The organism is Arthrobacter sp. UYCu723 (assembly GCF_054059215.1).
The window spans coordinates 2,697,537-2,720,162 of sequence record NZ_JBSSBW010000001.1 but is presented as its reverse complement, the minus strand read 5'-3'; the positions used below and the strand labels follow the sequence as shown (position 1 = coordinate 2,720,162).

The window sequence follows — 22,626 nt, the reverse complement described above, 5'->3', positions numbered from 1 at the left end:
GGTAAGTCTACTTGGGGGGCTTTGGATTGGTGAAATTGCAGATTCAGGAACTAATACTAGTCCCTCGAGCCTGTCGGTGCAGATGGCCGGCTCCGGTCGGGCCGGGGACCGGCCATCTGCACCAGGTGAATCTCCGGAATCTGAGACGCACCCGAGTTTGTCGCTGCGAGCGTCCTGGGGACTATTCGCCGCGGTTCTTCTGGATGATCTCGTCGGCAACTGCCTTCGGGACCTCGGCGTAGCTGTTGAACGTCATGGAGTACACAGCGCGGCCCTGGGTCTTCGAGCGCAGGTCACCGATGTAGCCGAACATGCCGGACAACGGGACGTGCGCGCGGATGACCTTGACGCCCTGGGCATCCTCCATGGACTGCATCTGGCCACGGCGGGAGTTGAGGTCACCGATAACTTCACCCATGTATTCCTCAGGGGTGCGGACCTCGACATCCATCAGCGGTTCCAGCAGGACAGGGTTCGCCTTGCGTGCGGCTTCCTTGAAAGCCATACGGCCGGCGATCTTGAACGCCATTTCCGAGGAGTCAACATCGTGGTACGCGCCGTCAATCAGCGTGGCCTTGATGCCGACAACCGGGTAACCGGCCAGGACGCCGTCGTTCAGCGCATCCTGGATGCCGGCGTCGACGGACGGGATGTATTCGCGCGGAATGCGGCCACCGGTGACCTTATTCTCGAACTCGTACATCTCGCCTTCGGACGTATCCAACGGCGCGATCGCAATCTGGATCTTTGCGAACTGGCCCGAACCACCGGTCTGCTTCTTGTGCGTGTAGTCGTGACGCTCTACAGCACGCTTGATGGTTTCGCGGTACGCAACCTGGGGCTTGCCCACGTTTGCCTCGACCTTGAATTCGCGGCGCATGCGGTCCACCAGGATGTCCAGGTGGAGCTCGCCCATGCCGGCGATGATGGTCTGACCGGTGTCCACGTTGAGGGAGACCTGGAAGGTCGGGTCCTCAGCGGAGAGCTTCTGGATGGCCGTGGAGAGCTTCTCCTGGTCACCCTTGGTGTTCGGCTCGATCGCAACCGAGATCACGGGCTCCGGGAAGCTCATGGACTCGAGGACGATCTGGTTGCTGGAATCACACAGGGTGTCGCCCGTGGTGGTGTCCTTCAGCCCGATCGCTGCGTAGATGTGGCCGGCGGTAGCGCCTTCGACAGGCATTTCCTTGTTGGCGTGCATCTGGAACAGCTTGCCGATGCGCTCCTTCTTGCCCTTGGTGGAGTTGACCACCTGAGCACCGGCTTCCACGTGACCGGAGTACACGCGGATGAAGGTGAGCTGACCGAAGAACGGGTGGGTCGCAATCTTGAACGCCAGGGCCGAGAACGGCTCCTCGGAGGAAGGCTTGCGCGTCAGTTCCTTCTCTTCGTCGCGGGGATCGTGACCGATCATCGGCGGGACGTCGAGCGGGTTCGGCAGGTAGTCGACAACAGCATCGAGCATCGGCTGGACACCACGGTTCTTGAAGGCGGAGCCACAGAAGACCGGGTAGAGCTCGGAGTTGATCGTCATCTTGCGGATGCCGGCCTTGAGCTCATCTTCGGTGATTTCTTCACCCTCGAGGTACTTCTCCATGAGTTCCTCGGAGGACTCCGCAACGGTCTCAACGAGAGTTGCGCGGTACTCCTCGGCCTTGGCCTGGAGGTCAGCCGGGATCGCCTGGATCTCGTACTTGGCGCCCATGGTGACGTCACCCTTGGAGTCGCCGGGCCAGACCAGTGCGCGCATGTAGAGCAGGTCGACGACGCCGACGAAGTCGTTCTCGGCGCCGATCGGCAGCTGCATGACCAGCGGCTTGGCACCGAGGCGGCCGATGATGGTGTCGACGGTGAAGTAGAAGTCAGCGCCGAGCTTGTCCATCTTGTTGACGAAGCAGATGCGCGGAACGTTGTACTTGTCAGCCTGGCGCCAGACAGTCTCGGACTGCGGCTCCACGCCTTCCTTGCCGTCGAACACAGCAACCGCACCGTCGAGGACGCGCAAGGAGCGCTCAACCTCGACCGTGAAGTCGACGTGTCCGGGGGTGTCAATGATGTTGATCTGGTTGTTTTCCCAGAAGCAGGTCACGGCGGCAGACGTGATGGTGATGCCGCGTTCCTTTTCCTGTTCCATCCAGTCAGTCGTCGAAGCGCCGTCGTGCGTTTCGCCGATCTTGTGGTTCACACCCGTGTAGAACAGGATGCGCTCGGTAGTGGTGGTCTTGCCGGCATCGATGTGGGCCATGATGCCGATGTTGCGGACCTTGCTAAGGTCGGTAAGCACGTCCTGTGCCACGGTGTCTCCCTTTCGGATGGACTGCACGTTCGCCGCCGGCTCTGTTGAGCCGGCGGCGTCCGGGAAGTATTACCAGCGGTAGTGTGCGAAGGCCTTGTTGGACTCGGCCATCTTGTGGGTGTCTTCGCGACGCTTCACAGCGGCACCGAGACCGTTGGAGGCATCCAGGATCTCGTTCTGGAGGCGCTCGGTCATCGTCTTCTCGCGGCGGGCCTTGGAGTAGCCAACGAGCCAGCGGAGGGCGAGGGCGGTGGAGCGGCCCGGCTTTACTTCAACCGGAACCTGGTAGGTGGCGCCACCGACACGGCGGGAGCGGACCTCGAGGGAAGGCTTGACGTTCTCCATGGCCTTCTTGAGGGCTGCAACCGGGTCGCCGCCGGACTTGGCACGGGCGCCTTCGAGGGCACCGTAAACGATGCGCTCTGCGGTGGACTTCTTGCCGTCAACCAGCACCTTGTTGATGAGCTGGGTGACCAGCGGGGAGCCGTAAACGGGATCTAGAACTAGCGGCCGCTTGGGGGCCGGACCCTTGCGAGGCATATTACTTCTTCTCCATCTTTGCGCCGTAGCGGCTACGAGCCTGCTTACGGTTCTTGACACCCTGGGTATCGAGGGCACCACGGACGATCTTGTAGCGGACACCCGGAAGGTCCTTAACCCGGCCGCCACGTACGAGCACAATGGAGTGCTCCTGGAGGTTGTGGCCTACACCGGGGATGTAAGCGGTGACTTCAACGCCACCGTTGAGGCGCACACGTGCAACCTTACGAAGGGCCGAGTTCGGCTTCTTCGGGGTGGTGGTGTAGACGCGGGTGCAAACACCGCGGCGCATCGGGCTGCCGTTAAGCGCGGGGGCCTTGGTCTTCTTGACCTTAGGCGTGCGGCCCTTGCGGACCAGCTGGTTAATCGTAGGCACTCTCGTGTTCTCCGTTTTATCCGGAGCGGCCGTTGGCGGCCGCTCTCTTGTCGCTGCGCCCCGCCGCTCGAGCCTTGAAATTCTGTCCAGAGCAGCAGAGGCGAAGCCTTAATAGTCGGACCGCACGCCGGGACCAACGGACTTCCATCCTGGACTGCCCCTAGGCATGCGAAAATGTGGCATACGTTGCACAAGAACCCTGCAAACCGGAAACGTCGTCCTGGTCCAGCCTCTCGGCTGCAACCGGCGCACTCATCCACTGCCACAATAACAATTAGTCTCTACTCTAACACGGACGGGTCCCAGCCCTTAATCGGCGGGGTTTACAGCGGGAAGGGCCCCGCCTTAAACAGCCCGCCTTAAGCAGCCCCGCCTTAAACAACAACGGGGTCACCTTGAGCCCAATCCATCAGGTGGATTGGGCCGTAGGTGACCCCGCGTTGCTTCACGAAGGGTTAGCGGAAGTCGCTGCCCAGGTCGTAGTCATCCAGCGGGATGGCGTGGAACTCAGGAGCTCCGTCGCCGCCCAGGGAATCGTAGGAGAAGTCGCTGAAGGCGCTGGGGCCGGTGAAGAGATTGGCCTTTGCTTCCTCAGTCGGCTCCACCGTGATCTCGGTGTAGCGCGGGAGACCCGTGCCGGCCGGGATGAGCTTGCCGATGATGACGTTCTCCTTGAGGCCGAGCAGCGGATCGCTCTTGCCTTCCATGGCCGCCTGCGTCAGGACGCGGGTGGTCTCCTGGAAGGAAGCTGCGGACAGCCAGGACTCGGTCGCCAGGGACGCCTTCGTGATGCCCATGAGCTCGGGACGGCCGGAGGCCGGCGTCTTGCCCTCGGAGACAACGCGGCGGTTGGCATCCTCGAAGCGGCTGCGCTCGGCGAGCTCGCCGGGCAGCAGATCCGAATCGCCGGACTCGATGACCGTGACGCGGCGCAGCATCTGGCGGACGATAACCTCGACGTGCTTGTCGTGGATACCGATGCCCTGGCTGCGGTACACGCCCTGGACCTCGTCCACCAGGAACTTCTGCGCGGCGCGGGGGCCCATGATGCGCAGAACCTGCTTGGGGTCGACCGGGCCGTTGATGAGCTTCTGTCCGACGCTGACGTGCTCGCCGTCTTCGATCAGAAGACGTGAACGGCGCAGCACCGGGTAGGCGATCTCTTCGGATCCGTCATCCGGGGTGATGACCAGGCGCATCTGGCGCTCGGACTCTTCGATGGTGATGCGGCCGGCTGCTTCAGCAATCGGTGCGACACCCTTCGGAGTACGGGCTTCGAAGAGCTCCTGGATGCGGGGCAGACCCTGGGTGATGTCGTCGCCACCACTGGAGGAAACAGCACCACCCGTGTGGAACGTACGCATGGTCAGCTGGGTGCCCGGCTCACCGATGGACTGTGCGGCGATGATGCCCACTGCCTCACCGATGTCGACGGTCTTGCCGGTGGCCAGCGAACGGCCGTAGCACAGGGCGCAGGTGCCGACGCTGGACTCACAGGTGAGTACGGAGCGGACCTTGACCTCGGTGATGCCGGCTGCGAACAGTTCGGCAATGACGACGTCGCCGCAGTCGGTGCCGCCGGCAGCCAGGATCTTGCCCTTGGAGTCAACGACATCCACGGCCAGGGTACGGGCGTACGCGCTGTTCTCGACGTTCTCGTCCAGGACCAGTTCACCGTTGGCGTCAGCCACGGCGATGGCCGTGACCAGGCCGCGCTCGGTGCCGCAGTCCTCTTCACGGACAATGACGTCCTGCGAGACGTCCACCAGGCGACGGGTCAGGTAACCCGAGTTGGCGGTACGCAGCGCGGTGTCAGCCAGACCCTTACGGGCACCGTGCGTGGCGATGAAGTATTCCAGCACCGACAGGCCCTCACGGTAGGAGGACTTGATCGGACGCGGGATGATCTCACCCTTAGGGTTGGCCACCAGGCCACGGATACCCGCGATCTGCCGGACCTGCATCCAGTTACCACGGGCACCGGAGGACACCATGCGGTTGATGGTGTTCATCGGGGACAGGCTGTCACGCATCGCCTGGGCGATCTCGTTCGTTGCCTTGTTCCAGATCTCGATCAGTTCCTGGCGACGCTCGTCGTCGTCGATCAGGCCCTTGTCGTACTGGCCCTGGATCTTGGCAGCCATGGTCTCATAGCCGGCGAGGATCCGCGGCTTGTCCTTGGGCACCTCGATGTCGGAGATGGCGACGGTGACGCCGGACCGGGTGGCCCAGTAGAAACCGGCGTCCTTCAGGTTGTCCAGCGTTGCCGCTGTGATCACCTTCGGGTAGCGCTCGGCGAGGTCGTTGACGATCGTGGACAGCTCGCCCTTGTCCGCAACGTTCTCAACCCACGGGTAGTCTGCGGGCAGGGTCTCGTTGAACAGGACCTGGCCCAGGGAGGTCTGGACGAGCACGGTCTGACCCGGCTCGTAGCCTTCCGGGGCTTCCCAGCCGGGGTAAGGGACGAAGCCCTCAAGCCGGATCTTGACCTGGGAGTTCAGGTGCAGTTCGTGCAGGTCGTACGCCATGATGGCTTCCGCGACGGAGGAGAAGATCCGGCCCTCGCCAGCTGAACCGACACGCTTGGTGGTCAGGTGGTAGAGGCCGATGATCATATCCTGCGAAGGCAGCGTCACCGGGCGGCCGTCGGACGGCTTCAGGATGTTGTTCGAGGACAGCATCAGGATGCGGGCCTCAGCCTGGGCTTCGGGGCTCAGCGGCAGGTGGACTGCCATCTGGTCGCCGTCGAAGTCAGCGTTGAAGGCGCCACAGACCAGCGGGTGAAGCTGGATTGCCTTACCTTCAACAAGCTGGGGTTCGAACGCCTGGATGCCGAGACGGTGCAGGGTAGGTGCACGGTTCAGCAGCACGGGGTGCTCGGTGATGATCTCTTCGAGGACATCCCAGACCTGCGGGCGGTAACGCTCGACCATACGCTTGGCCGACTTGATGTTCTGTGCGTGGTTGAGGTCAACCAGGCGCTTCATCACGAACGGCTTGAAGAGCTCCAGGGCCATCTGCTTCGGCAGACCGCACTGGTGCAGCTTCAGCTGCGGGCCGACGACGATCACCGAACGGCCGGAGTAGTCAACGCGCTTACCCAGGAGGTTCTGGCGGAAACGTCCCTGCTTGCCCTTGAGCATGTCGCTCAGGGACTTCAGCGGACGGTTGCCCGGTCCGGTGACCGGACGGCCGCGGCGGCCGTTGTCGAAGAGGCTGTCAACAGCTTCCTGAAGCATGCGCTTCTCGTTGTTGACGATGATCTCCGGAGCACCCAGGTCAAGCAGGCGCTTGAGCCGGTTGTTGCGGTTGATCACGCGGCGGTAGAGGTCGTTGAGGTCGGAGGTCGCGAAGCGGCCACCGTCCAGCTGGACCATCGGGCGCAGTTCCGGCGGGATCACCGGGACGGCGTCCAGCACCATGCCGAGCGGGCTGTTGGTGGTCGTCAGGAAAGCGTTGACAACCTTGAGCCGCTTCAGGGCGCGGGTCTTGCGCTGGCCCTTGCCGTTGGCGATGATGTCGCGCAGCATGTCCGACTCGGCCTGCATGTCGAAGTTCTCAAGACGCTTCTTGATGGCCTCGGCACCCATGGAGCCTTCGAAGTACATGCCGTAGCGGTCGCGCAGTTCCCGGTACAGGCCTTCGTCACCTTCGAGGTCGGCGACCTTCAGGTTCTTGAAGCGGTCCCAGACCTGCTCGAGGCGCTCGATTTCCGCATCCGCGCGCTTGCGGACGTTGGCCATCTGGCGGTCAGCGGAGTCGCGGGCCTTCTTCTTGTCGGCAGCCTTGGCGCCTTCGCCTTCGAGACGGGCGAGCTCGTTCTCCAGGTCGCGGGCGATCGTGGCGATGTCCGAGTCGCGGTTGTCGATCAGCTGCTTCTTCTCGATGTCGTGCTCAACCTGGAGGTTGGGCAGTTCTTCGTGGCGGCTGTCGGCGTCGACGCTCGTGATCATGTAGGCGGCGAAGTAGATGACCTTTTCGAGGTCCTTCGGTGCCAGGTCAAGGAGGTAGCCCAGGCGGGACGGAACACCCTTGAAGTACCAGATGTGCGTGACCGGGGCGGCCAGCTCGATGTGGCCCATGCGCTCACGGCGGACCTTTGCACGGGTGACCTCAACGCCACACCGCTCGCAGATGATGCCCTTGAAGCGCACGCGCTTGTACTTACCGCAGTAGCATTCCCAGTCGCGGGACGGGCCGAAGATCTTCTCGCAGAAGAGGCCGTCCTTCTCAGGCTTGAGCGTGCGGTAGTTGATGGTTTCCGGCTTCTTAACCTCGCCGTAAGACCAGCCACGGATGTCTTCCGCGGTGGCGAGGCCGATCTGCATGAGGCCGAAGGAGGATTCGCTGGACATATGGTCCCTGTTCTCTCTTGTTCTCTAAATTCTGAAGTCTTGGGTTACGGGAAGAGGGAGGAATCCGGGAAAGGCAGCGCGGCGGCGCCGTCTGCCTTTCCCGGGCCCCTGCTAAACCTCTTCTACGGAACTGGGCTCTGCACGAGACAGATCGATGCCCAGTTCTTCCGCAGCCGTGAAGACTGCGTCATCAGAGTCACGCATTTCAATTGTGGTTCCGTCCGTGGAAAGCACTTCCACGTTCAGGCACAGCGACTGCATTTCCTTGATCAAGACCTTGAAGGACTCAGGAACGCCCGGCTCCGGGATGTTCTCGCCCTTGACTATGGCTTCGTAGACCTTCACACGACCATGGATGTCATCCGACTTGATCGTGAGGAGTTCCTGGAGCGTGTAGGCGGCGCCGTAAGCCTCTAGCGCCCACACTTCCATTTCACCGAAGCGCTGGCCACCGAACTGTGCCTTACCACCCAGCGGCTGCTGCGTGATCATGGAGTACGGGCCGGTGGAGCGTGCGTGGATCTTGTCGTCCACCAGGTGGTGGAGCTTCAGGATGTACATGTAGCCGACCGAGATCGGATCCGGGAACGGCTCGCCGGAGCGGCCGTCAAACAGGCGGGTCTTGCCTGAGGAGTTGATCAGGCGGACGCCGTCGCGGGTGACGTTGGTGGAATCGAGGAGACCAGTGATTTCCTCTTCACGCGCACCGTCGAAGACCGGCGTTGCAACAGTGGTCGAGCCACTCTCGCGCGGCAGGTTCGGCAGCTGCTTGACCCATTCGGGCTCGCCCTCGATCTTCCAGCCGGTCTTGGCAACCCAGCCGAGGTGCGTTTCCAGCACCTGGCCGACGTTCATACGGCCCGGAACACCCAGCGGGTTCAGGACGATATCAACGGGGGTACCGTCGGCAAGGAAGGGCATGTCCTCGATCGGAAGGATCTTGGAGATAACACCCTTGTTGCCGTGACGGCCGGCGAGCTTGTCGCCGTCGGTGATCTTGCGCTTGGCAGCGACGTACACGCGGACCAGCTGGTTGACGCCCGGGGGCAGCTCGTCGTCGTTGTCGCGGTCGAAGACGCGGACACCGATCACGGTGCCGGACTCGCCGTGCGGAACCTTCAGGGAGGTGTCGCGCACTTCGCGGGACTTCTCACCGAAGATGGCGCGCAGCAGGCGCTCTTCCGGGGTCAGCTCGGTCTCGCCCTTGGGAGTGACCTTGCCGACCAGGATGTCGCCGGCTTCAACCTCGGCGCCGATGTGGATGATGCCACGCTCGTCCAGGCCTGCCAGGACTTCCTCGGACACGTTCGGGATGTCACGGGTGATTTCCTCGGCACCAAGCTTGGTGTCGCGGGCATCGATCTCGTGCTCCTCGATGTGGATGGAGGAAAGAACGTCCTCAGCCACGATCCGCTGGGACAGGATGATGGCATCCTCGAAGTTGTGGCCTTCCCATGACATGAATGCCACGAGCAGGTTTTTACCGAGGGCAAGTTCGCCCTGGTCCGTTGCCGGGCCGTCAGCGATGATGCCGCCGACCTCCAGGCGCTGGCCTTCGCTCACCAGAACGCGGTGGTTGTAGCAGTTGCCCTGGTTGGAACGGGCGAACTTGTTGATCCGGTAGTTGGTTTCCGTACCGTCGTCGTTGAGCATGATGACCAGCTCAGCGGAGACCTCGGTGACCACGCCTGCCTTCTTCGCGATGACAACGTCACCGGCGTCGACTGCAGCTGCGCGCTCCATGCCGGTACCGACGAACGGTGCCTCGGAGCGGACAAGCGGCACGGCCTGGCGCTGCATGTTGGCACCCATGAGGGCGCGGTTAGCATCGTCATGCTCGAGGAACGGGATCAGGGCGGTGGCCACGGACACCATCTGGCGCGGGGAGACGTCCATGAACTCGACCTCGGCGGCGGGAACCAGCACGGGCTCGCCTCCACCACCACGGGCACGGACGAGGACGGTCTCTTCGGCGAACTTCTTGTTCCCGTCCAGCGGAGCGTTGGCCTGCGCGATCAGGACCTCGGCCTCGTCGTCGGCCGTGAGGTACTGGACCTCATCGGACACGACGCCCTCGGACACGAGACGGTAAGGCGTCTCGATGAACCCGAACGGGTTGATGCGTCCATAGGAAGCCAACGAACCGATCAGGCCAATGTTCGGGCCTTCAGGAGTTTCGATGGGGCACATACGTCCGTAGTGGGACGGGTGAACGTCCCGGACTTCCATGCCTGCACGGTCACGGGACAGACCACCCGGGCCAAGCGCAGAAAGACGGCGCTTGTGGGTCAGACCCGAGAGCGGGTTGTTCTGGTCCATGAACTGTGACAGCTGGGACGTTCCGAAGAACTCCTTGATGGCTGCCACAACGGGACGGATGTTGATCAGCGTCTGCGGCGTGATGGCCTCGACGTCCTGGGTCGTCATACGCTCGCGGACAACGCGCTCCATCCGGGACAGGCCGGTGCGGACCTGGTTCTCGATGAGCTCGCCGACGGCGCGGATGCGGCGGTTGCCGAAGTGGTCGATGTCATCGATCTCAACGCGCAGCTCGTGGTCCTGGCCGTCGCGCTTGCCCGTGAGGGTCTTCTCGCCGGCGTGCAGTGCAACCAGGAACTTGATCATGGCGACGATGTCTTCAACGTGCAGGACAGACGCTTCCTTGTCACCAAGGGAGCGGTCGATGCCGAGCTTGCGGTTGATCTTGTAACGGCCGACCTTGGCCAGATCGTAGCGCTTGGAGTTGAAGTACAGGTTGTCCAGCAGGGACTGGGCAGCCTCGACGGTGGGCGGCTCGCCCGGTCGCAGCTTCCGGTAGATGTCCAGCAAGGCGTCTTCGCGGGTTTCGGTGGCGTCCTTCTCCAGCGTTGCGCGCATGGAGTCGTACTGGCCGAACTCTTCGAGAATCTGGCCTTCGGTCCAACCGAGGGCCTTCAGCAGCACCGTGACGGACTGCTTGCGCTTGCGGTCGAGGCGAACGCCGACCTGGTCGCGCTTGTCGATCTCAAGTTCGAACCAGGCGCCGCGGGACGGGATGATCTTCGCGGTGAAGATGTCCTTGTCACTGGTCTTGTCCGCGGTGCGCTCGAAATAAGCGCCCGGGGAACGGACCAGCTGGGAGACAACAACACGCTCGGTGCCGTTGACGACGAAGGTACCCTTTTCGGTCATCAGCGGGAAGTCACCCATGAACACGGTCTGCTGCTTGATTTCGCCCGTGTTGTTGTTCATGAATTCGGCCTTGACGTACAGCGGCGCCGAGTACGTAGCGTCCCGGTCCTTGCACTCAGCCATGGTGTACTTCGGATCAGCGAACTCCGGCTCGGAGAAGCTCAGGGACATGGTGCCCTGGAAGTCCTCGATCGGGGAGATCTCTTCAAAGATGTCAGAAAGACCGGAGGAGGTGGCGACGCTGAGGTCGCCTTCTTCGGTGGCCTTCGCTACGCGGGCCTGCCAGCGTTCATTTCCGACCAGCCAGTCGAAGCTGTCCGTTTGCAGGGCAAGCAGATTCGGAACATCAAGAGGTTCGTGAATCTTAGCGAATGAGAGCCGCCGGGTTGCACCGTCGGTGCTTTCGGCATTGATAGCGGTTGCAGCGTTGTTTACATTAGAGGTGCTCGAGGCGACCAAGAGGGATCCTTCCACAGACCTTCAGGCGTTTTCAGATCTCCCCCGCTATGCACCCTGCGGAATGACTCCGCAGTGCTACCAGTCCGGTTCCGCTATATGACCCGGGACCCGCGCTGTCCATATTGGTGCACGTGGTAGACGGCACATTGATGGCGCAGCTGCCAGGCTAAGCCCACCGCTATATGAAGGCTGAAGGTAAACAGGGAAGACGCAAATATCTACGATACGGCAAAGCAACCTACTTGTCTACCCCACTTCCGTTCCGATTGCAAGCACTGCCGTGCGGACCGCTTCCTTGGGCCTGCTCGAGTTCGCCGGCTTTCGAGGCCGCGCATGCCGGCGCCTGCCCGCGCCTGCCCGCGCCTGCCCGGCCAATGGCGGCAGGCTCAAGGCCGGGAATGGATCAGTGACGGGGCTCACGATAACCTAGGCATACATCGTTAATGATCGGAAGAGAAAACAATGAGCAACTCCGCGGACAACAATGATGTTGTCATCCTTGCCGCCGCCCGCACGCCCCAGGGCCGTCTCAACGGCCAGCTGGCGAGCTTCACGGCCGTAGAGCTCGGCGCCCACGCCATCCGGTCAGCCCTGGCGGCCAGCGGGGTGAAGGCCGACCAAGTGGACGCCGTGGTCATGGGCCAAGTGCTCCAGGCCGGAGCAGGCCAGAATCCTGCCCGCCAGAGCGCCATCGCGGCCGGCATCGGCTGGAACGTCCCCACCGTCACCATCAACAAGGTCTGCCTCTCGGGCCTCACCGCAGTGATTGACGCAGCCCGGATGATCCGCAGCGGCGACGCCACCGTCGTCGTCGCCGGCGGCCAGGAGTCCATGACCCGGGCCCCGCACATCCTGCCGGGTTCCCGGCAGGGCTGGACCTACGGCACTGTCCAGGCGCTGGACGTCGCCGCCCACGACGGCCTGACGGATGCCTTTGACGGCCAATCCATGGGTTTGTCGACGGAGAGCAAGAACCTCACCCTCGGCATCGACCGTGCCTCCCAGGACGAGGTCGCGGCCAGCTCGCACCAGCGCGCCGCCAGGGCAGCGAAGGACGGGCTGTTTGACGGCGAGATTGCGCCGATCAGCGTCAAGCAGCGCAAGGGCGATCCGGTGGTCGTGGCCAAGGACGAGGGCATCCGCCCTGACACCACCGCCGAGTCCCTCGCGGGCCTGCGCGCCGCGTTCGTCACGGACGGAACGATCACCGCGGGCAACTCTTCTCCCCTCTCCGACGGTGCCGCTGCCCTCGTGCTCTCGTCGCGGAGATTCGCCGAGGACAACGGGCTGGAGTACCTTGCCGTGGTCGGCAAGCCCGGACAGGTGGCCGGGCCCGATAACTCGTTGCACTCCCAGCCCTCCACTGCGATCAGGAGCGCACTGGACAAGGCCGGCTGGTCCACCGCGGACCTGGACTTCATCGAGATCAACGAGGCGTTCGGCTCCGTGGCGGTCCAGTCACTCAAGGACCTGGACTACCCGTTGGAGAAGTGCAACATCCACGGCGGCGCCATCGCGCTGGGACACCCGATCGGCGCCTCCGGTGCCCGGCTCGCCCTGCACGCAGCGCACGAACTGAAGCGCCGGGGCAGCGGCAAGGCTGCCGTTTCGCTGTGCGGCGGAGGCGGCCAGGGCGAAGCCCTCCTGCTCTACCGCGACTGAGCCGGCCGTGACGGACAAAGAGCCGGCCGGCGCCGTCGAACTCCGGTCCGACGGCGGTGCTGGCGCGTCCGGTGTCGGCCGGGAGCGCTTCCTGGCCGACGCCGCGGCGCGCGGGCTTGAGGTCCGGGTGGTCGAGCGCCTCGCCGCAAACAGCCTCGAGGAGGCGGCGCAGATTCTGGGGATCCAGCCGGTGGACATCGTAAAATCGCTCGTCGTCAAACACAAGGACGGCAGCTTCCTGTTCGCCCTGATTCCCGGCGACCGGCAGATTTCCTGGCCCAAGCTCCGGGCCTTGGTGGGCGTCAACAAGTTGTCGCTGCCGACGGCGGACGTCGCCCTGGCGGCCACGGGCTACGCGCGCGGAACCATCACGCCGCTCGGCAGCACTGCAGCGTGGCCGGTATACGCCGACCGGACCATCACGGGCCGGCGCATTTCGATGGGTGCCGGGGAGCACGGCTACAGCGCCTTCGTCGACGCCGACGCCCTGACGGCGGCCCTGGGCGCCGTCGTCGCGGACATCTCCGAGCCTAACTAGTCCTCATTTTCGTTACTTCGTCGGGGGTTGAGGCCTAGTCTTCGCGCCCGGGAGGACATGTCCAGTGTTCGCCCCGGGGGCCGGGCATGACCGGAATATGTCCATCCGCCGGCCCCGGCGCGGGGCATGTCCTGATCCGGGGGCACGTGCAGTGGCTCAGCTGGGGGCGTCGGGCCACTTCCCCGGGAGGACATGTCCAGTCTTCGCCCCGGGGACAGGGCATAACCGGAATATGTCCATCCGCCGGCCCCGGCGCGGGGCATGTCCTGATCCGGGGGCACGTGCGGTGGCTCTACTGGGGGCGTCGGGCCACTTCCCCGGGAGGACATGTCCAGTGTTCGCCCCGGGGGCCGGGCATGACCGGAATATGTCCATCCGCCGGCCCCGGCGCGGGGCATGTCCTGATCCGGGGGCACGTGCAGTGGCTCAGCTGGGGGCGTCGGGCCACTTCCCCGGGAGGACATGTCCAGTGTTCGCCCCGGGGACAGGGCATGACCGGAATATGTCCATCCGCCGGCCCCGGCGCGGGGCATGTCCTGATCCGGTGGTCATTTTCGCTTAGGCCGTCGGGGTCAGGCTGCCGGTGCGTGCTCGTGGCTGCTCAGGCGTAGCAGCTGGCCGCTTACAGTTGAGGCCGGTGGTGTATTCCGGTCGACCCGGCCGGCTGGTCGAGGACCTTGAAACCGCCGCCGGTGATGGCCTGGCGCGACACCGCCTGCGGCCTCTACCTCAACGACCCCACCGCCTGGACCTGACCCCCGATGAACTAACGAATAAGCCCACTGGCGCTGGCGGGCTAACTCCTCCGGCCCAACGGACAACGCGGGGTCACTTTGCGCCCATCCCGGTGCCGGGATGGGCGCAAAGTGACCCCGCGTTGCTGCCCGGAACGCAGGAAACCCCGCCCACCGGAGTGGACGGGGTTTCCCTGAACAGACTGGGAACGGGACGTTTCCGCCCACTCCCGGAGCAGCGTGTTACTTGAGGGTAACGCGGGCGCCAGCTTCTTCGAGCTGTGCAACAGCCTTCTCGGCAGCTTCCTTGGTGACGCCTTCGACAATAGCCTTGGGAGCGCTGTCAACCAGGTCCTTGGCTTCCTTGAGGCCCAGGGAAGTGATTGCGCGAACTTCCTTGATGACTGCAATCTTCTTGTCGCCCGGGTGTTCCAGGATGACGTCGAATGCCGTCTGCTCTTCTTCTTCTGCAGCACCACCGGCAGCGGGGCCAGCAACGGCAACGGCAGCGGCGGTAACTTCGAAGGTCTCTTCGAAGAGCTTTACGAACTCAGAGAGCTCGATGATGGTCAGTTCCTTGAAAGCTTCAATGAGCTCTTCGTTGGTGAGCTTCGCCATGGTGTGGCGTCCTTCCTATAGTGGTGTTCGGCGGCCCTGGGGCATGCCATCACACCGGAGTCTGATGTGAAAGAGAGTTAGTTCTCTTCGGGGGCTGCGGCTTCGGCCGGAGCCTCAGCTGCTGCATCTGCTGCCGGAGCGTCAGCGTCGGCCGGGGCTTCTTCAGCGGCAGGCGCCTCGGCTTCTGCCGGCGCGCCGTTCTCTTCTTCAAGCTTGAGGCGCAGGGCGTCGATGATGCGGACAGCGGCGGCAGCAGGAGCCTTGAGGATGCCTGCAACCTTGGCGAGCTGCAGCTCGCGGGACTCGAGTGCTGCCAGGGCAGCGACTTCGCTGGCGTTCAGTGCCTTGCCCTCGAAGTAACCGGTCTTGATAACCAGCTGCTTGTTGGTCTTGGCAAAATCCGTCAGGCTCTTGGCAGCGGCAACTGCGTCACCCTTGATGAACGCGATTGCAGTGGGGCCGGCGAGCTGACCGTCGAATGCTTCGACACCAGCTTCCTTGGCTGCAATGGCGGTCAGGGTGTTCTTGACGACCGAGAACTTGGTGTCCTGGCCGAGAGAGACACGCAGCTGCTTGAGCTGTGCAACGGTGAGCCCGCGGTATTCGGTCAGGACAGCGGCGTTCGATTCCTTGAAATCGTTAGTGATCTCAGCTACTGCTGAAACCTTGCTAGGCGTTGCCATAACCCTCCTTCCGGGGATAGTGCCGGTGATTCCCGGTCCCCGCTCAACAGAGCTAAAACTAAAAAACGCCCCGCGCAGATGCACGGGGCTTGTCTCGACGCGGTCAATGACTGCGGAGCTTTGCTTCGTTCACCTGCGCCGGCCGCCCTATGTTCAGGGTCCTTCGTCTGGAGATCCACTGGCTCTCCCCGGCGCGACTGCAGAAGTGAGTCTTGCTTGGGAGAGTGGATTTCCAACAACCGACGGTCTTTGGTCCTCCAAGCGTACGGGACGCGGTGCGTGTGCTGCAAATCGGGGCGCAACAGGTTCAGCCGCCCGGTGTTCAGCTGATGCTTGGCCCGAAGTCCGGCAGTTCTTTTTGCCAGATCCCCGTCACGCCCGCAGTGGTGAAGCCGAGCTGCTGGTTGACCTTGAGCAGGTACCGGTTTTCCGGGGCGTTCCAGGTGTAGAGGACCCTGGCGTCCGGGAATTGTTCGGTGAGCCGTTCCATGTTGGCAACCTTGATCAGCAGGCCGAGCTTATTGCCGCGGTGCTCCTGCAGGACCACCGTGTCATCCTGGAACACGACGTCGGGGCGCAGCCCGAGGACGCTGATGGTGGTCAGGCCAACGAGCTCACCGCTGGCGATGTGTTCGACGGCGGTGACTACCGTCCGGCGGCCCTGCGCGATGGCGACTTCTTCGGCCTCGCGGAGGATGCCGCCGTCGAACACCATGTCTTCAGCTTCGGCGCCCGGCACCCCGTCCTCGCCCGCCCGGTTTTCCAGCGCCGCCACGGCTTCGAGCCACTGGTCCGGGCACCGGTCCGTCCAGTGGTGCAGGCAGTAGCGGCCCCCGTTGGCTTCCTCGGCCTCGGCCTCCAGCTCGGCGACGAGCATGCTGTCCAGCGGAAGGGCGCAGGAACTGAACTGTTCGATGTGCTGCAGGGTGTAGCCGGTGTGCCGGGCGAACTCCACCTCGCGGCTGCCCAGCGGAACGAAGCCGAGGCCGCTGCCGGGCACGAGCTGCCCGGCCTCGCTGTCGCCCAGCGACGCACCCGGATGGTTGGTGTCGATCAGGATGGTGTGCCGGCCCTCGTCGCGGGCGAAGTGTTCCGCGGCCTCGAGCAGTTGCCGGCCCACGCCCTGGCCCTGGAACTCCGGCAGGATGTCGAGAGTGAATTCGGCGAGGTCGAGGTTGTCCGCAAGCGGCAGCGCGATGTCGACGGTCCCGACGATCTCGCCGCCGATCCTGGCCACGAGGATCACCTGGCGTTCATAGGGGTCCGCCATTTCGAGCAACTTTTCCTGCGGGGCGTACGCGAGGTCGTCGCTCCCCCAGGTCTGCATGCGCACCTTGCGGCCCACTTCGATGGCGGCCAGGAAGTCGGCCGCGTCCGGCCCGTCCACGGAGTCCGGGATCCACAGCTGCTCAATCCGCACATCGTTTGCCATAGAGGACATCATCTCAGCCGTTCTGCCATCCACTACGGGTGCCGGAAACCCGGCTTAGCCCGGGCTTCAACCGCCAGCATATGCCGGTTTGGTCCGCCGTTCCATGGGTTGCTTCCTGCGCCTCTGACCGGCGTCACTCGCGGGGCCCGCGGCCGTCCGGGCCGGCGGCCGCGACGACCCGCTGCCATTCGCCGTCGTACCCCGCGGGCCGGAAGCCGAGCGCGATGTTGATCGCCAGCATGTGGTCGTTTTCCTCGGCGTTGAACGTGATCACGCGTTCCACTCCCGGGTACTCGGACCGGAGCCGGCGCAGGTTACGGATCTTGACCAGCAGGCCCAGCCGGTGCCCGCGGTGGCTGGCTGCCACCAGGGTGTCGTCCTGATCGGCCAGCCACGGTTTCATCGGCGAGAGCTGCAGTACCGAGTACGCGGCCAGTTCCCCGCTGCCGCGGTGCCTCGCGGCCGCCACGAGGGTGGTCAGGCCGGCCCGCTTCCAGGTGTCTTCGACGTGACGGACCCGTGCCACGTCCCACCGCTCCGGGTCATAGCTGAGCTCTCCGGTGGGCGCGTCCGTGCTCATCTTGGACATCAGCACGGCCAGCTGCTCGGCACGACCGTCCGGGCAGCGGTCTGTCCAGGACTCCAGCTCATACTCGTCCCCCGCCCTGGTTAGCGCCTCCCGCTCCAGGCCATCCCAGGTGGCGGCGTGTTGCGGCACGTCCAAGGCACTGAAGCGCTCCACCTGCTCCAGGCGGTAGCCGGCCTTCACCGCAAAGCGGACGCCCCGCGCCTCAGCGGGCAGCGCTCCGGATCCGGTGGCGGGCCTCAGCACGGCCGGCCCGTCGACGTCGAAATCGGCGGGGTGCTCCGTGAAGCTCTGCAGGATAGTGCGTCCCTCCGCGAGGGCCAGTTCCTCTGCGTGCCGGAGTAAGGTCCTGCCGATCCCCCGGCCGCAAAACTCCTTGAGTACTTCGACGTGGATCAGGGCGCTGCCGAGGTTTTCCTGCTGTTCACACCGGACCCACGACCGGCCCACCATCCGGTCGTCCTGCCGCACGAAAAAGAGCCGGATCTGCCGGTAGGAGTGGTCCCGCCAGAAGTGGAGCCGGGCCGCGGGCGGTGTTGCGCGGTCCAGGTTGCCCCACGCGGCGAGCGTCATGGCGTCGCACAGTTCCCCGAGTTCCAGGAAATCGCCGGCGTCGGCGGAATCCACGGCGGCCGGGAGGACGAGGGGTTCGATGAGGTACGGCGCAGTCGTCACCGGGCCAGCCTAACCGGCTCACTGAATGCAAGAAAGACCGCCCCGCGGATGCGGGACGGTCTTTTCTGCTGCTTACTGTAAGACAGGTGAGGCTTAGACCTCGGTCAGGACCTTGGTGACGTTGGGGTCAACCGAGATGCCCGGGCCAAACGTGGTGGCGACGGTAGCCTTCTGGATGTAGCGTCCCTTGGAAGCGGACGGCTTGAGGCGAAGGACCTCTTCCAGAGCGGCTGCGTAGTTCTCGGCCAGCTTCATGGCGTCGAACGAAACCTTGCCGATGATGAAGTGCAGGTTCGAGTGCTTGTCGACGCGGAAGTCGATCTTGCCGCCCTTGATGTCGTTGACGGCCTTGGCGACGTCAGCGGTCACGGTGCCAGTCTTCGGGTTCGGCATCAGGTTACGAGGACCCAGGACCTTACCGAGGCGGCCAACCTTGCCCATGAGGTCAGGGGTGGCGACGGCAGCGTCGAAGTCGGTCCAGCCGGCTGCGATCTTTTCGATCAGGTCATCGGAACCAACGAAGTCGGCGCCGGCAGCGATTGCTGCCTCGGCCTTGTCGCCCGTCGCGAAGACGAGGACGCGGGCGACCTTACCCGTGCCGTGCGGCAGGATAACGGTGCCGCGGACCATCTGGTCGGCCTTGCGAGGGTCAACGCCCAGGCGGAAAGCAACCTCAACGGTGGCGTCGAACTTGGACGGGTTGGTGTCCTTGGCCAGCGTCACTGCCTCGAACGGCGCGTAGAACTTCTCCGCGTCGATCTTGGCGGCGGCTGCCTCATATGCTTTGCTGCGCTTTGCCATGCTGCTTATTCTCCTTGTGCAGTTGTGGTCTGCGGACCGCGCTGGGCCCTGCCACAGTCGGATTTCCGGCTGTTTTATCCGGACCGGATTTCCGACATTTCAATGTTTAGGTGGTGCCGGTTGCCCGGCGGTGCTGGACGGCGTCGACGCCGGTTGCCCGGTTCCGGTGCCGCATCAGCGGAAAGGCAATCAGCCTTCGACGGTGATACCCATGGAGCGGGCGGTGCCGGCGATGATCTTCGCGGCGCCTTCCAGGCTGGTGGCGTTGAGGTCTTCCATCTTGGTGGTGGCGATCTCGTTGACCTGGGCCTGGGTCAGCTTGGCAACCTTGACGGTGTGCGGGGTGGGTGAACCCTTGGCAACGCCTGCAGCCTTCTTGATGAGTTCCGCGGCTGGCGGGGTCTTGGTGATGAACGTGAATGAACGGTCCTCGTAGACCGTGATTTCAACCGGAATAACGTTGCCGCGCTGGGCTTCCGTCGCAGCGTTGTACGCCTTGCAGAATTCCATGATGTTGACACCGTGCTGGCCAAGCGCAGGACCGATCGGCGGGGCCGGGTTAGCGGCACCTGCCTGGATCTGCAGCTTGATGAGGCCGGTGACCTTCTTCTTGGGAGCCAATGTAGGGTCCTTCTCTCAATTACGTCCTGGGACACAGGAGCGTGCCTCAGGTTGGTGGCCGCCATGGCGAGGCGGCCGGCCGCCTCGGGCTGCTAAGCGGGCAGTCCGGTGCGAATTCTGTGCGGAAAGCTAGATCTTGCTGACCTGGTTGAACGCCAGGGTGACCGGGGTCTCGCGCTCGAAGATGGAGACCAGCACCACGAGGGTCTGGGAATCCACCTTGATCTCGGAGATCGTGGCAGGAAGGGTCTCGAAGGGGCCCTCCTTGACGATGACCGACTCGCCGACCTCGAAGTCGACGTCGACGTGCGCGGCGGCGTGCTTGACGGGTTTGCCCTTCTCGGCCTGCTCTTCTTCGAAGACCGGGGCGAGCATGGAGAAGACCTCGTCGAGGCGCAGCGGAACCGGGTTGTGGGCGTTCCCCACGAAGCCGGTAACACCGGGCGTGTGGCGGACGGCGCCCCAGGAGGCATCTGTCAGATCCATGCGGACCAGGACGTAGCCGGGGATGCGGACACGGTTGATAACCTTGCGCTGGGCGTTCTTGATCTCAACGACTTCCTCCATCGGAACCTGGATTTCGAAGATGTAATCTTCCATGTCCAGGGTCTGGATGCGGGTCTCAAGGTTTGCCTTGACGCGGTTTTCGTAACCTGCGTAGGAGTGGATGACGTACCAGTCACCCTCCTGGCGGCGCAGCTTGGCCTTGAACTCATCGGCCGGGTCCACCTCGGCGGCAGCAGCGGCGGCAACCAGAACGTCGCCGGACTCGTCTGCTTCTTCGTCGGTTGCTTCCGCGCCGGACTCGCCTGCTTCGTCGTCGGTCTCTGCGTCGCCGGACTCGTCTGCTTCTTCGTCGCCGGTTGCTTCCTCGCCGGACTCGCCGGCTTCTTCATCGGCTACAGCCTCGTCGGCGACGTCGGATTCGGGCGCAGCAGACACAGCCTCGGACTCTTCCCCGGCTTCCACCGCGGCGTCCTGGCTCTTATCCAGCTCAGTCTCGGTTACCTCGAGCTCCTGCTCAGACACTTGGTCTCCTGCTTCCTCATTGCCTAACATGCCTATTTAAATGACTCAATTCCGCACACTCCGCGGACGCTCCCGTTACCCGGGAAATTCCACGCAGTCTGCGGACCGGTCGCGTCAGCGGTCCGTGGCGCCCTTACCGCCGAAGACCCAGCTCACTCCGGTCCCGAAGGCCAGGTCCAGCAGGGTGACGATGAGCATCATGATGACCACGAACACCAGCACCACGAGCGTGTAGTTGATCAGTTCCTTGCGGGTCGGTGCGACGACCTTCTTCAGTTCGCCGATTACCTGGCGGACGAAGAGCGCAATGCGAGCGAAGAAGCCAGCCCTGGCGGCATTCTTGGCGGGGCGGCCCTTGGAGCTGCTGGCAGCTGTTTCGGTCACCTGGTCCTCACTCATCCTCGCAATGTCGGATACCCGGCTCTAAACTGAACCATGGTTGCTGCGCCTGCTCCGGTTCACCCGGAACAGCTTGCGCAGGGCAGACAGGACTCGAACCTGCAACCTGCGGTTTTGGAGACCGCTGCGCTACCAATTGCGCCACTACCCTATGGATCGAAAACCCATCCGACTGCGCTTACCCCAGACTTTCCTGAGGCGCAGACCATCATCGTGTTTTCAACACCGGAGAACCAGTCTACGCAACAACTGCGCCTACGTCGAACCGGGCTCTTCCGGACACCCTGGCGTGTCTGCGAAAAGCGCCTGACTCACCTGCAGTCACACTTCCACGCCGTCACCCCGGGCGATCCGCTGAACAGCATAGAGTAGATTTCGTCGAATCCCACAAGCAGCCCTCCAGCTCCAAGCGAAGAATGGACCCGCCATGCCTGCCGCCCGCATTTCACAGCGCATTTCCGCCATTGCCGAATCCGCCACACTGGCCGTCGATGCCAAGGCGAAGGCGCTGAAGGCGGCCGGCCGGCCGGTCATCGGCTTCGGCGCCGGGGAACCCGATTTCCCGACCCCCGGCTACATTGTGCAGGCCGCGATCGACGCCGCCAGCCAGCCGAAGTACCACCGCTACTCCCCTGCCGCCGGGTTGCCCGAGCTGAAGCAGGCCATCGCGGACAAGACCTTCCGGGATTCCGGCTACAAGGCCGAGGCTTCCCAGGTGCTGGTCACAAACGGCGGCAAACAGGCGGTCTACAACACCTTCGCTACCCTGCTGGATCCGGGCGACGAGGTCATTGTCCCGACGCCGTTCTGGACCACTTATCCGGAGGCCATCCGTCTTGCCGGCGGCGTGCCCGTCGAGGTGTTCGCCGGGCCGGAACAGGACTATCTGGTCACCGTGGAGCAGCTGGACGCCGCCCTCACGGACCGCACCAAGATCCTCCTCTTCGTCTCCCCGTCCAACCCCACCGGTGCCGTGTACTCGCCCGAGCAGGTCAGGGCAATCGGCCAGTGGGCTGCCTCCAAGGGACTGTGGGTGGTCACCGACGAGATCTACGAGCACCTGACCTACGACGGCGTGCCCTTCACCTCGATCGCCACTGCCGTCCCGGAACTGGGCGACAAGGTGGTCATCCTCAACGGCGTGGCCAAGACCTACGCCATGACCGGCTGGCGGGTGGGCTGGATGATCGGCCCGGCCGACGTCATCAAGGCCGCCACGAACCTGCAGTCGCACGCCACGTCCAACGTCTCGAACATCCCGCAGGTTGCGGCCCTCGCGGCGGTCTCCGGCCCGCTGACCGCCGTCGACGAGATGAAACTCGCTTTCGACCGCCGCCGCAAGGCTATTGTCGCGGGCCTGAACGCCATCGAGGGCGTTGAGTGTCCGACGCCGAAGGGTGCGTTCTACGTCTACGCGGACGTCCGCGCCCTGCTGGGCAAGGAATTCCCGTCCGCCAACGGACCGGTCCGGCCCGCGACGTCCGCCGAGCTGGCCGCGCTGATCCTGGACGAGGTCGAGGTTGCAGTGGTTCCGGGCGAGGCGTTCGGCCCCTCCGGCTACCTCCGCCTGTCCTACGCCCTGGGTGACGAGGACCTGGCCACCGGCGTCGCCCGTCTGCAGGACTTCCTCGGCAAGGCCAAATAGGATCCT

Annotated in this window: 16 protein-coding genes and 1 tRNA gene; 3 read left to right on the top strand and 14 right to left on the bottom strand. The window is 63.9% G+C overall.

The genetic code is table 11. The features are described 5' to 3' along the window. Positions 1-181 precede the first annotated feature (181 nt). From fusA to rpoB, 5 genes are all read right to left on the bottom strand, one after another. Positions 182-2,296: an elongation factor G gene (gene fusA / locus ACVWZ8_RS12775; RefSeq protein ID WP_426978984.1), complete on the bottom strand. Its 2,115-nt coding sequence runs from the start codon at positions 2,294-2,296 to the stop codon at positions 182-184. 69 nt (positions 2,297-2,365) lie between these two features. Continuing rightward, on the bottom strand, positions 2,366-2,836 hold the full coding sequence (gene rpsG / locus ACVWZ8_RS12770; protein WP_011692813.1) for a 30S ribosomal protein S7: 471 nt from the start codon (positions 2,834-2,836) through the stop codon (positions 2,366-2,368). A 1-nt stretch (position 2,837) separates the two neighbouring features. Next, positions 2,838-3,212, bottom strand: coding sequence for a 30S ribosomal protein S12 (rpsL, locus tag ACVWZ8_RS12765; RefSeq protein ID WP_011692814.1), 375 nt, complete (start codon positions 3,210-3,212; stop codon positions 2,838-2,840). Positions 3,213-3,667: 455 nt separating this feature from the next. Then, positions 3,668-7,567, bottom strand: coding sequence for a DNA-directed RNA polymerase subunit beta' (locus tag ACVWZ8_RS12760; protein ID WP_426978986.1), 3,900 nt, complete (start codon positions 7,565-7,567; stop codon positions 3,668-3,670). A 111-nt stretch (positions 7,568-7,678) separates the two neighbouring features. Continuing rightward, positions 7,679-11,197 (bottom strand): DNA-directed RNA polymerase subunit beta, encoded by a 3,519-nt coding sequence (gene rpoB / locus ACVWZ8_RS12755; RefSeq protein ID WP_426978988.1) that lies wholly within the window; start codon positions 11,195-11,197, stop codon positions 7,679-7,681. A gap of 462 nt (positions 11,198-11,659) precedes the next feature. Here rpoB and ACVWZ8_RS12750 point away from each other — a divergent pair, with 462 nt between their 5' ends. Together ACVWZ8_RS12750 and ACVWZ8_RS12745 are read left to right on the top strand one after the other, a co-directional pair. Next, positions 11,660-12,859 carry an acetyl-CoA C-acetyltransferase gene (locus ACVWZ8_RS12750; protein ID WP_456504827.1) on the top strand — a complete coding sequence of 400 codons (1,200 nt, stop codon included), beginning with the start codon at positions 11,660-11,662 and terminating at the stop codon, positions 12,857-12,859. A gap of 91 nt (positions 12,860-12,950) precedes the next feature. Beyond that, on the top strand, positions 12,951-13,397 hold the full coding sequence (locus ACVWZ8_RS12745; RefSeq protein ID WP_456505946.1) for an aminoacyl-tRNA deacylase: 447 nt from the start codon (positions 12,951-12,953) through the stop codon (positions 13,395-13,397). Positions 13,398-14,374: 977 nt separating this feature from the next. On the opposite strand, the gene rplL is transcribed toward ACVWZ8_RS12745, so the two are convergent. The 9 genes from rplL to ACVWZ8_RS12700 form a co-directional block, all read right to left on the bottom strand. After that, positions 14,375-14,749: a 50S ribosomal protein L7/L12 gene (gene rplL / locus ACVWZ8_RS12740; RefSeq protein ID WP_426978992.1), complete on the bottom strand. Its 375-nt coding sequence runs from the start codon at positions 14,747-14,749 to the stop codon at positions 14,375-14,377. Positions 14,750-14,826: 77 nt separating this feature from the next. Next, entirely contained in the window at positions 14,827-15,432 is a 606-nt protein-coding gene (rplJ, locus tag ACVWZ8_RS12735; protein WP_426978994.1) for a 50S ribosomal protein L10, read from the bottom strand. Between the two features lie 322 nt (positions 15,433-15,754). After that, positions 15,755-16,864, bottom strand: a complete 1,110-nt coding sequence (locus tag ACVWZ8_RS12730; protein WP_426978995.1) for a GNAT family N-acetyltransferase — start codon at positions 16,862-16,864, stop codon at positions 15,755-15,757. Positions 16,865-16,997: 133 nt separating this feature from the next. After that, entirely contained in the window at positions 16,998-18,125 is a 1,128-nt protein-coding gene (locus ACVWZ8_RS12725) for a GNAT family N-acetyltransferase (protein ID WP_426978997.1), read from the bottom strand. Between the two features lie 93 nt (positions 18,126-18,218). Further along, positions 18,219-18,926: a 50S ribosomal protein L1 gene (gene rplA / locus ACVWZ8_RS12720; protein ID WP_354240704.1), complete on the bottom strand. Its 708-nt coding sequence runs from the start codon at positions 18,924-18,926 to the stop codon at positions 18,219-18,221. A gap of 189 nt (positions 18,927-19,115) precedes the next feature. Continuing rightward, positions 19,116-19,547 (bottom strand): 50S ribosomal protein L11, encoded by a 432-nt coding sequence (gene rplK, locus ACVWZ8_RS12715; protein WP_024365990.1) that lies wholly within the window; start codon positions 19,545-19,547, stop codon positions 19,116-19,118. A gap of 129 nt (positions 19,548-19,676) precedes the next feature. Continuing rightward, positions 19,677-20,576, bottom strand: coding sequence for a transcription termination/antitermination protein NusG (gene nusG, locus ACVWZ8_RS12710; protein ID WP_426978998.1), 900 nt, complete (start codon positions 20,574-20,576; stop codon positions 19,677-19,679). Between the two features lie 114 nt (positions 20,577-20,690). Next, complete coding sequence (secE, locus tag ACVWZ8_RS12705; protein WP_426979000.1) at positions 20,691-20,975, bottom strand: preprotein translocase subunit SecE; 285 nt, start codon at positions 20,973-20,975, stop codon at positions 20,691-20,693. A 78-nt stretch (positions 20,976-21,053) separates the two neighbouring features. Further along, positions 21,054-21,126 (bottom strand) — tRNA-Trp (locus ACVWZ8_RS12700). A gap of 276 nt (positions 21,127-21,402) precedes the next feature. Here ACVWZ8_RS12700 and ACVWZ8_RS12695 point away from each other — a divergent pair. After that, the gene (locus tag ACVWZ8_RS12695; RefSeq protein ID WP_426979001.1) at positions 21,403-22,620 is read left to right on the top strand and encodes a pyridoxal phosphate-dependent aminotransferase; all 1,218 of its coding nucleotides are present in this window, start codon (positions 21,403-21,405) and stop codon (positions 22,618-22,620) included. Positions 22,621-22,626: the final 6 nt, after the last annotated feature.

Bases quoted from the DNA above. Each gene is read 5' to 3' on its own strand.
- ACVWZ8_RS12695 (WP_426979001.1), top strand. From the start codon at position 21,403: ATGCCTGCCGCCCGCATTTCACAGCGCATTTCCGCCATTGCCGAATCC.
- rpsG (WP_011692813.1), bottom strand. From the start codon at position 2,836: ATGCCTCGCAAGGGTCCGGCCCCCAAGCGGCCGCTAGTTCTAGATCCC.
- rplA (WP_354240704.1), bottom strand. From the start codon at position 18,926: ATGGCAAAGCGCAGCAAAGCATATGAGGCAGCCGCCGCCAAGATCGAC.
- rplL (WP_426978992.1), bottom strand. From the start codon at position 14,749: ATGGCGAAGCTCACCAACGAAGAGCTCATTGAAGCTTTCAAGGAACTG.
- ACVWZ8_RS12750 (WP_456504827.1), top strand. From the start codon at position 11,660: ATGAGCAACTCCGCGGACAACAATGATGTTGTCATCCTTGCCGCCGCC.
- ACVWZ8_RS12760 (WP_426978986.1), bottom strand. From the start codon at position 7,567: ATGTCCAGCGAATCCTCCTTCGGCCTCATGCAGATCGGCCTCGCCACC.
- rplJ (WP_426978994.1), bottom strand. From the start codon at position 15,432: ATGGCAACGCCTAGCAAGGTTTCAGCAGTAGCTGAGATCACTAACGAT.
- ACVWZ8_RS12730 (WP_426978995.1), bottom strand. From the start codon at position 16,864: ATGGCAAACGATGTGCGGATTGAGCAGCTGTGGATCCCGGACTCCGTG.
- secE (WP_426979000.1), bottom strand. From the start codon at position 20,975: ATGAGTGAGGACCAGGTGACCGAAACAGCTGCCAGCAGCTCCAAGGGC.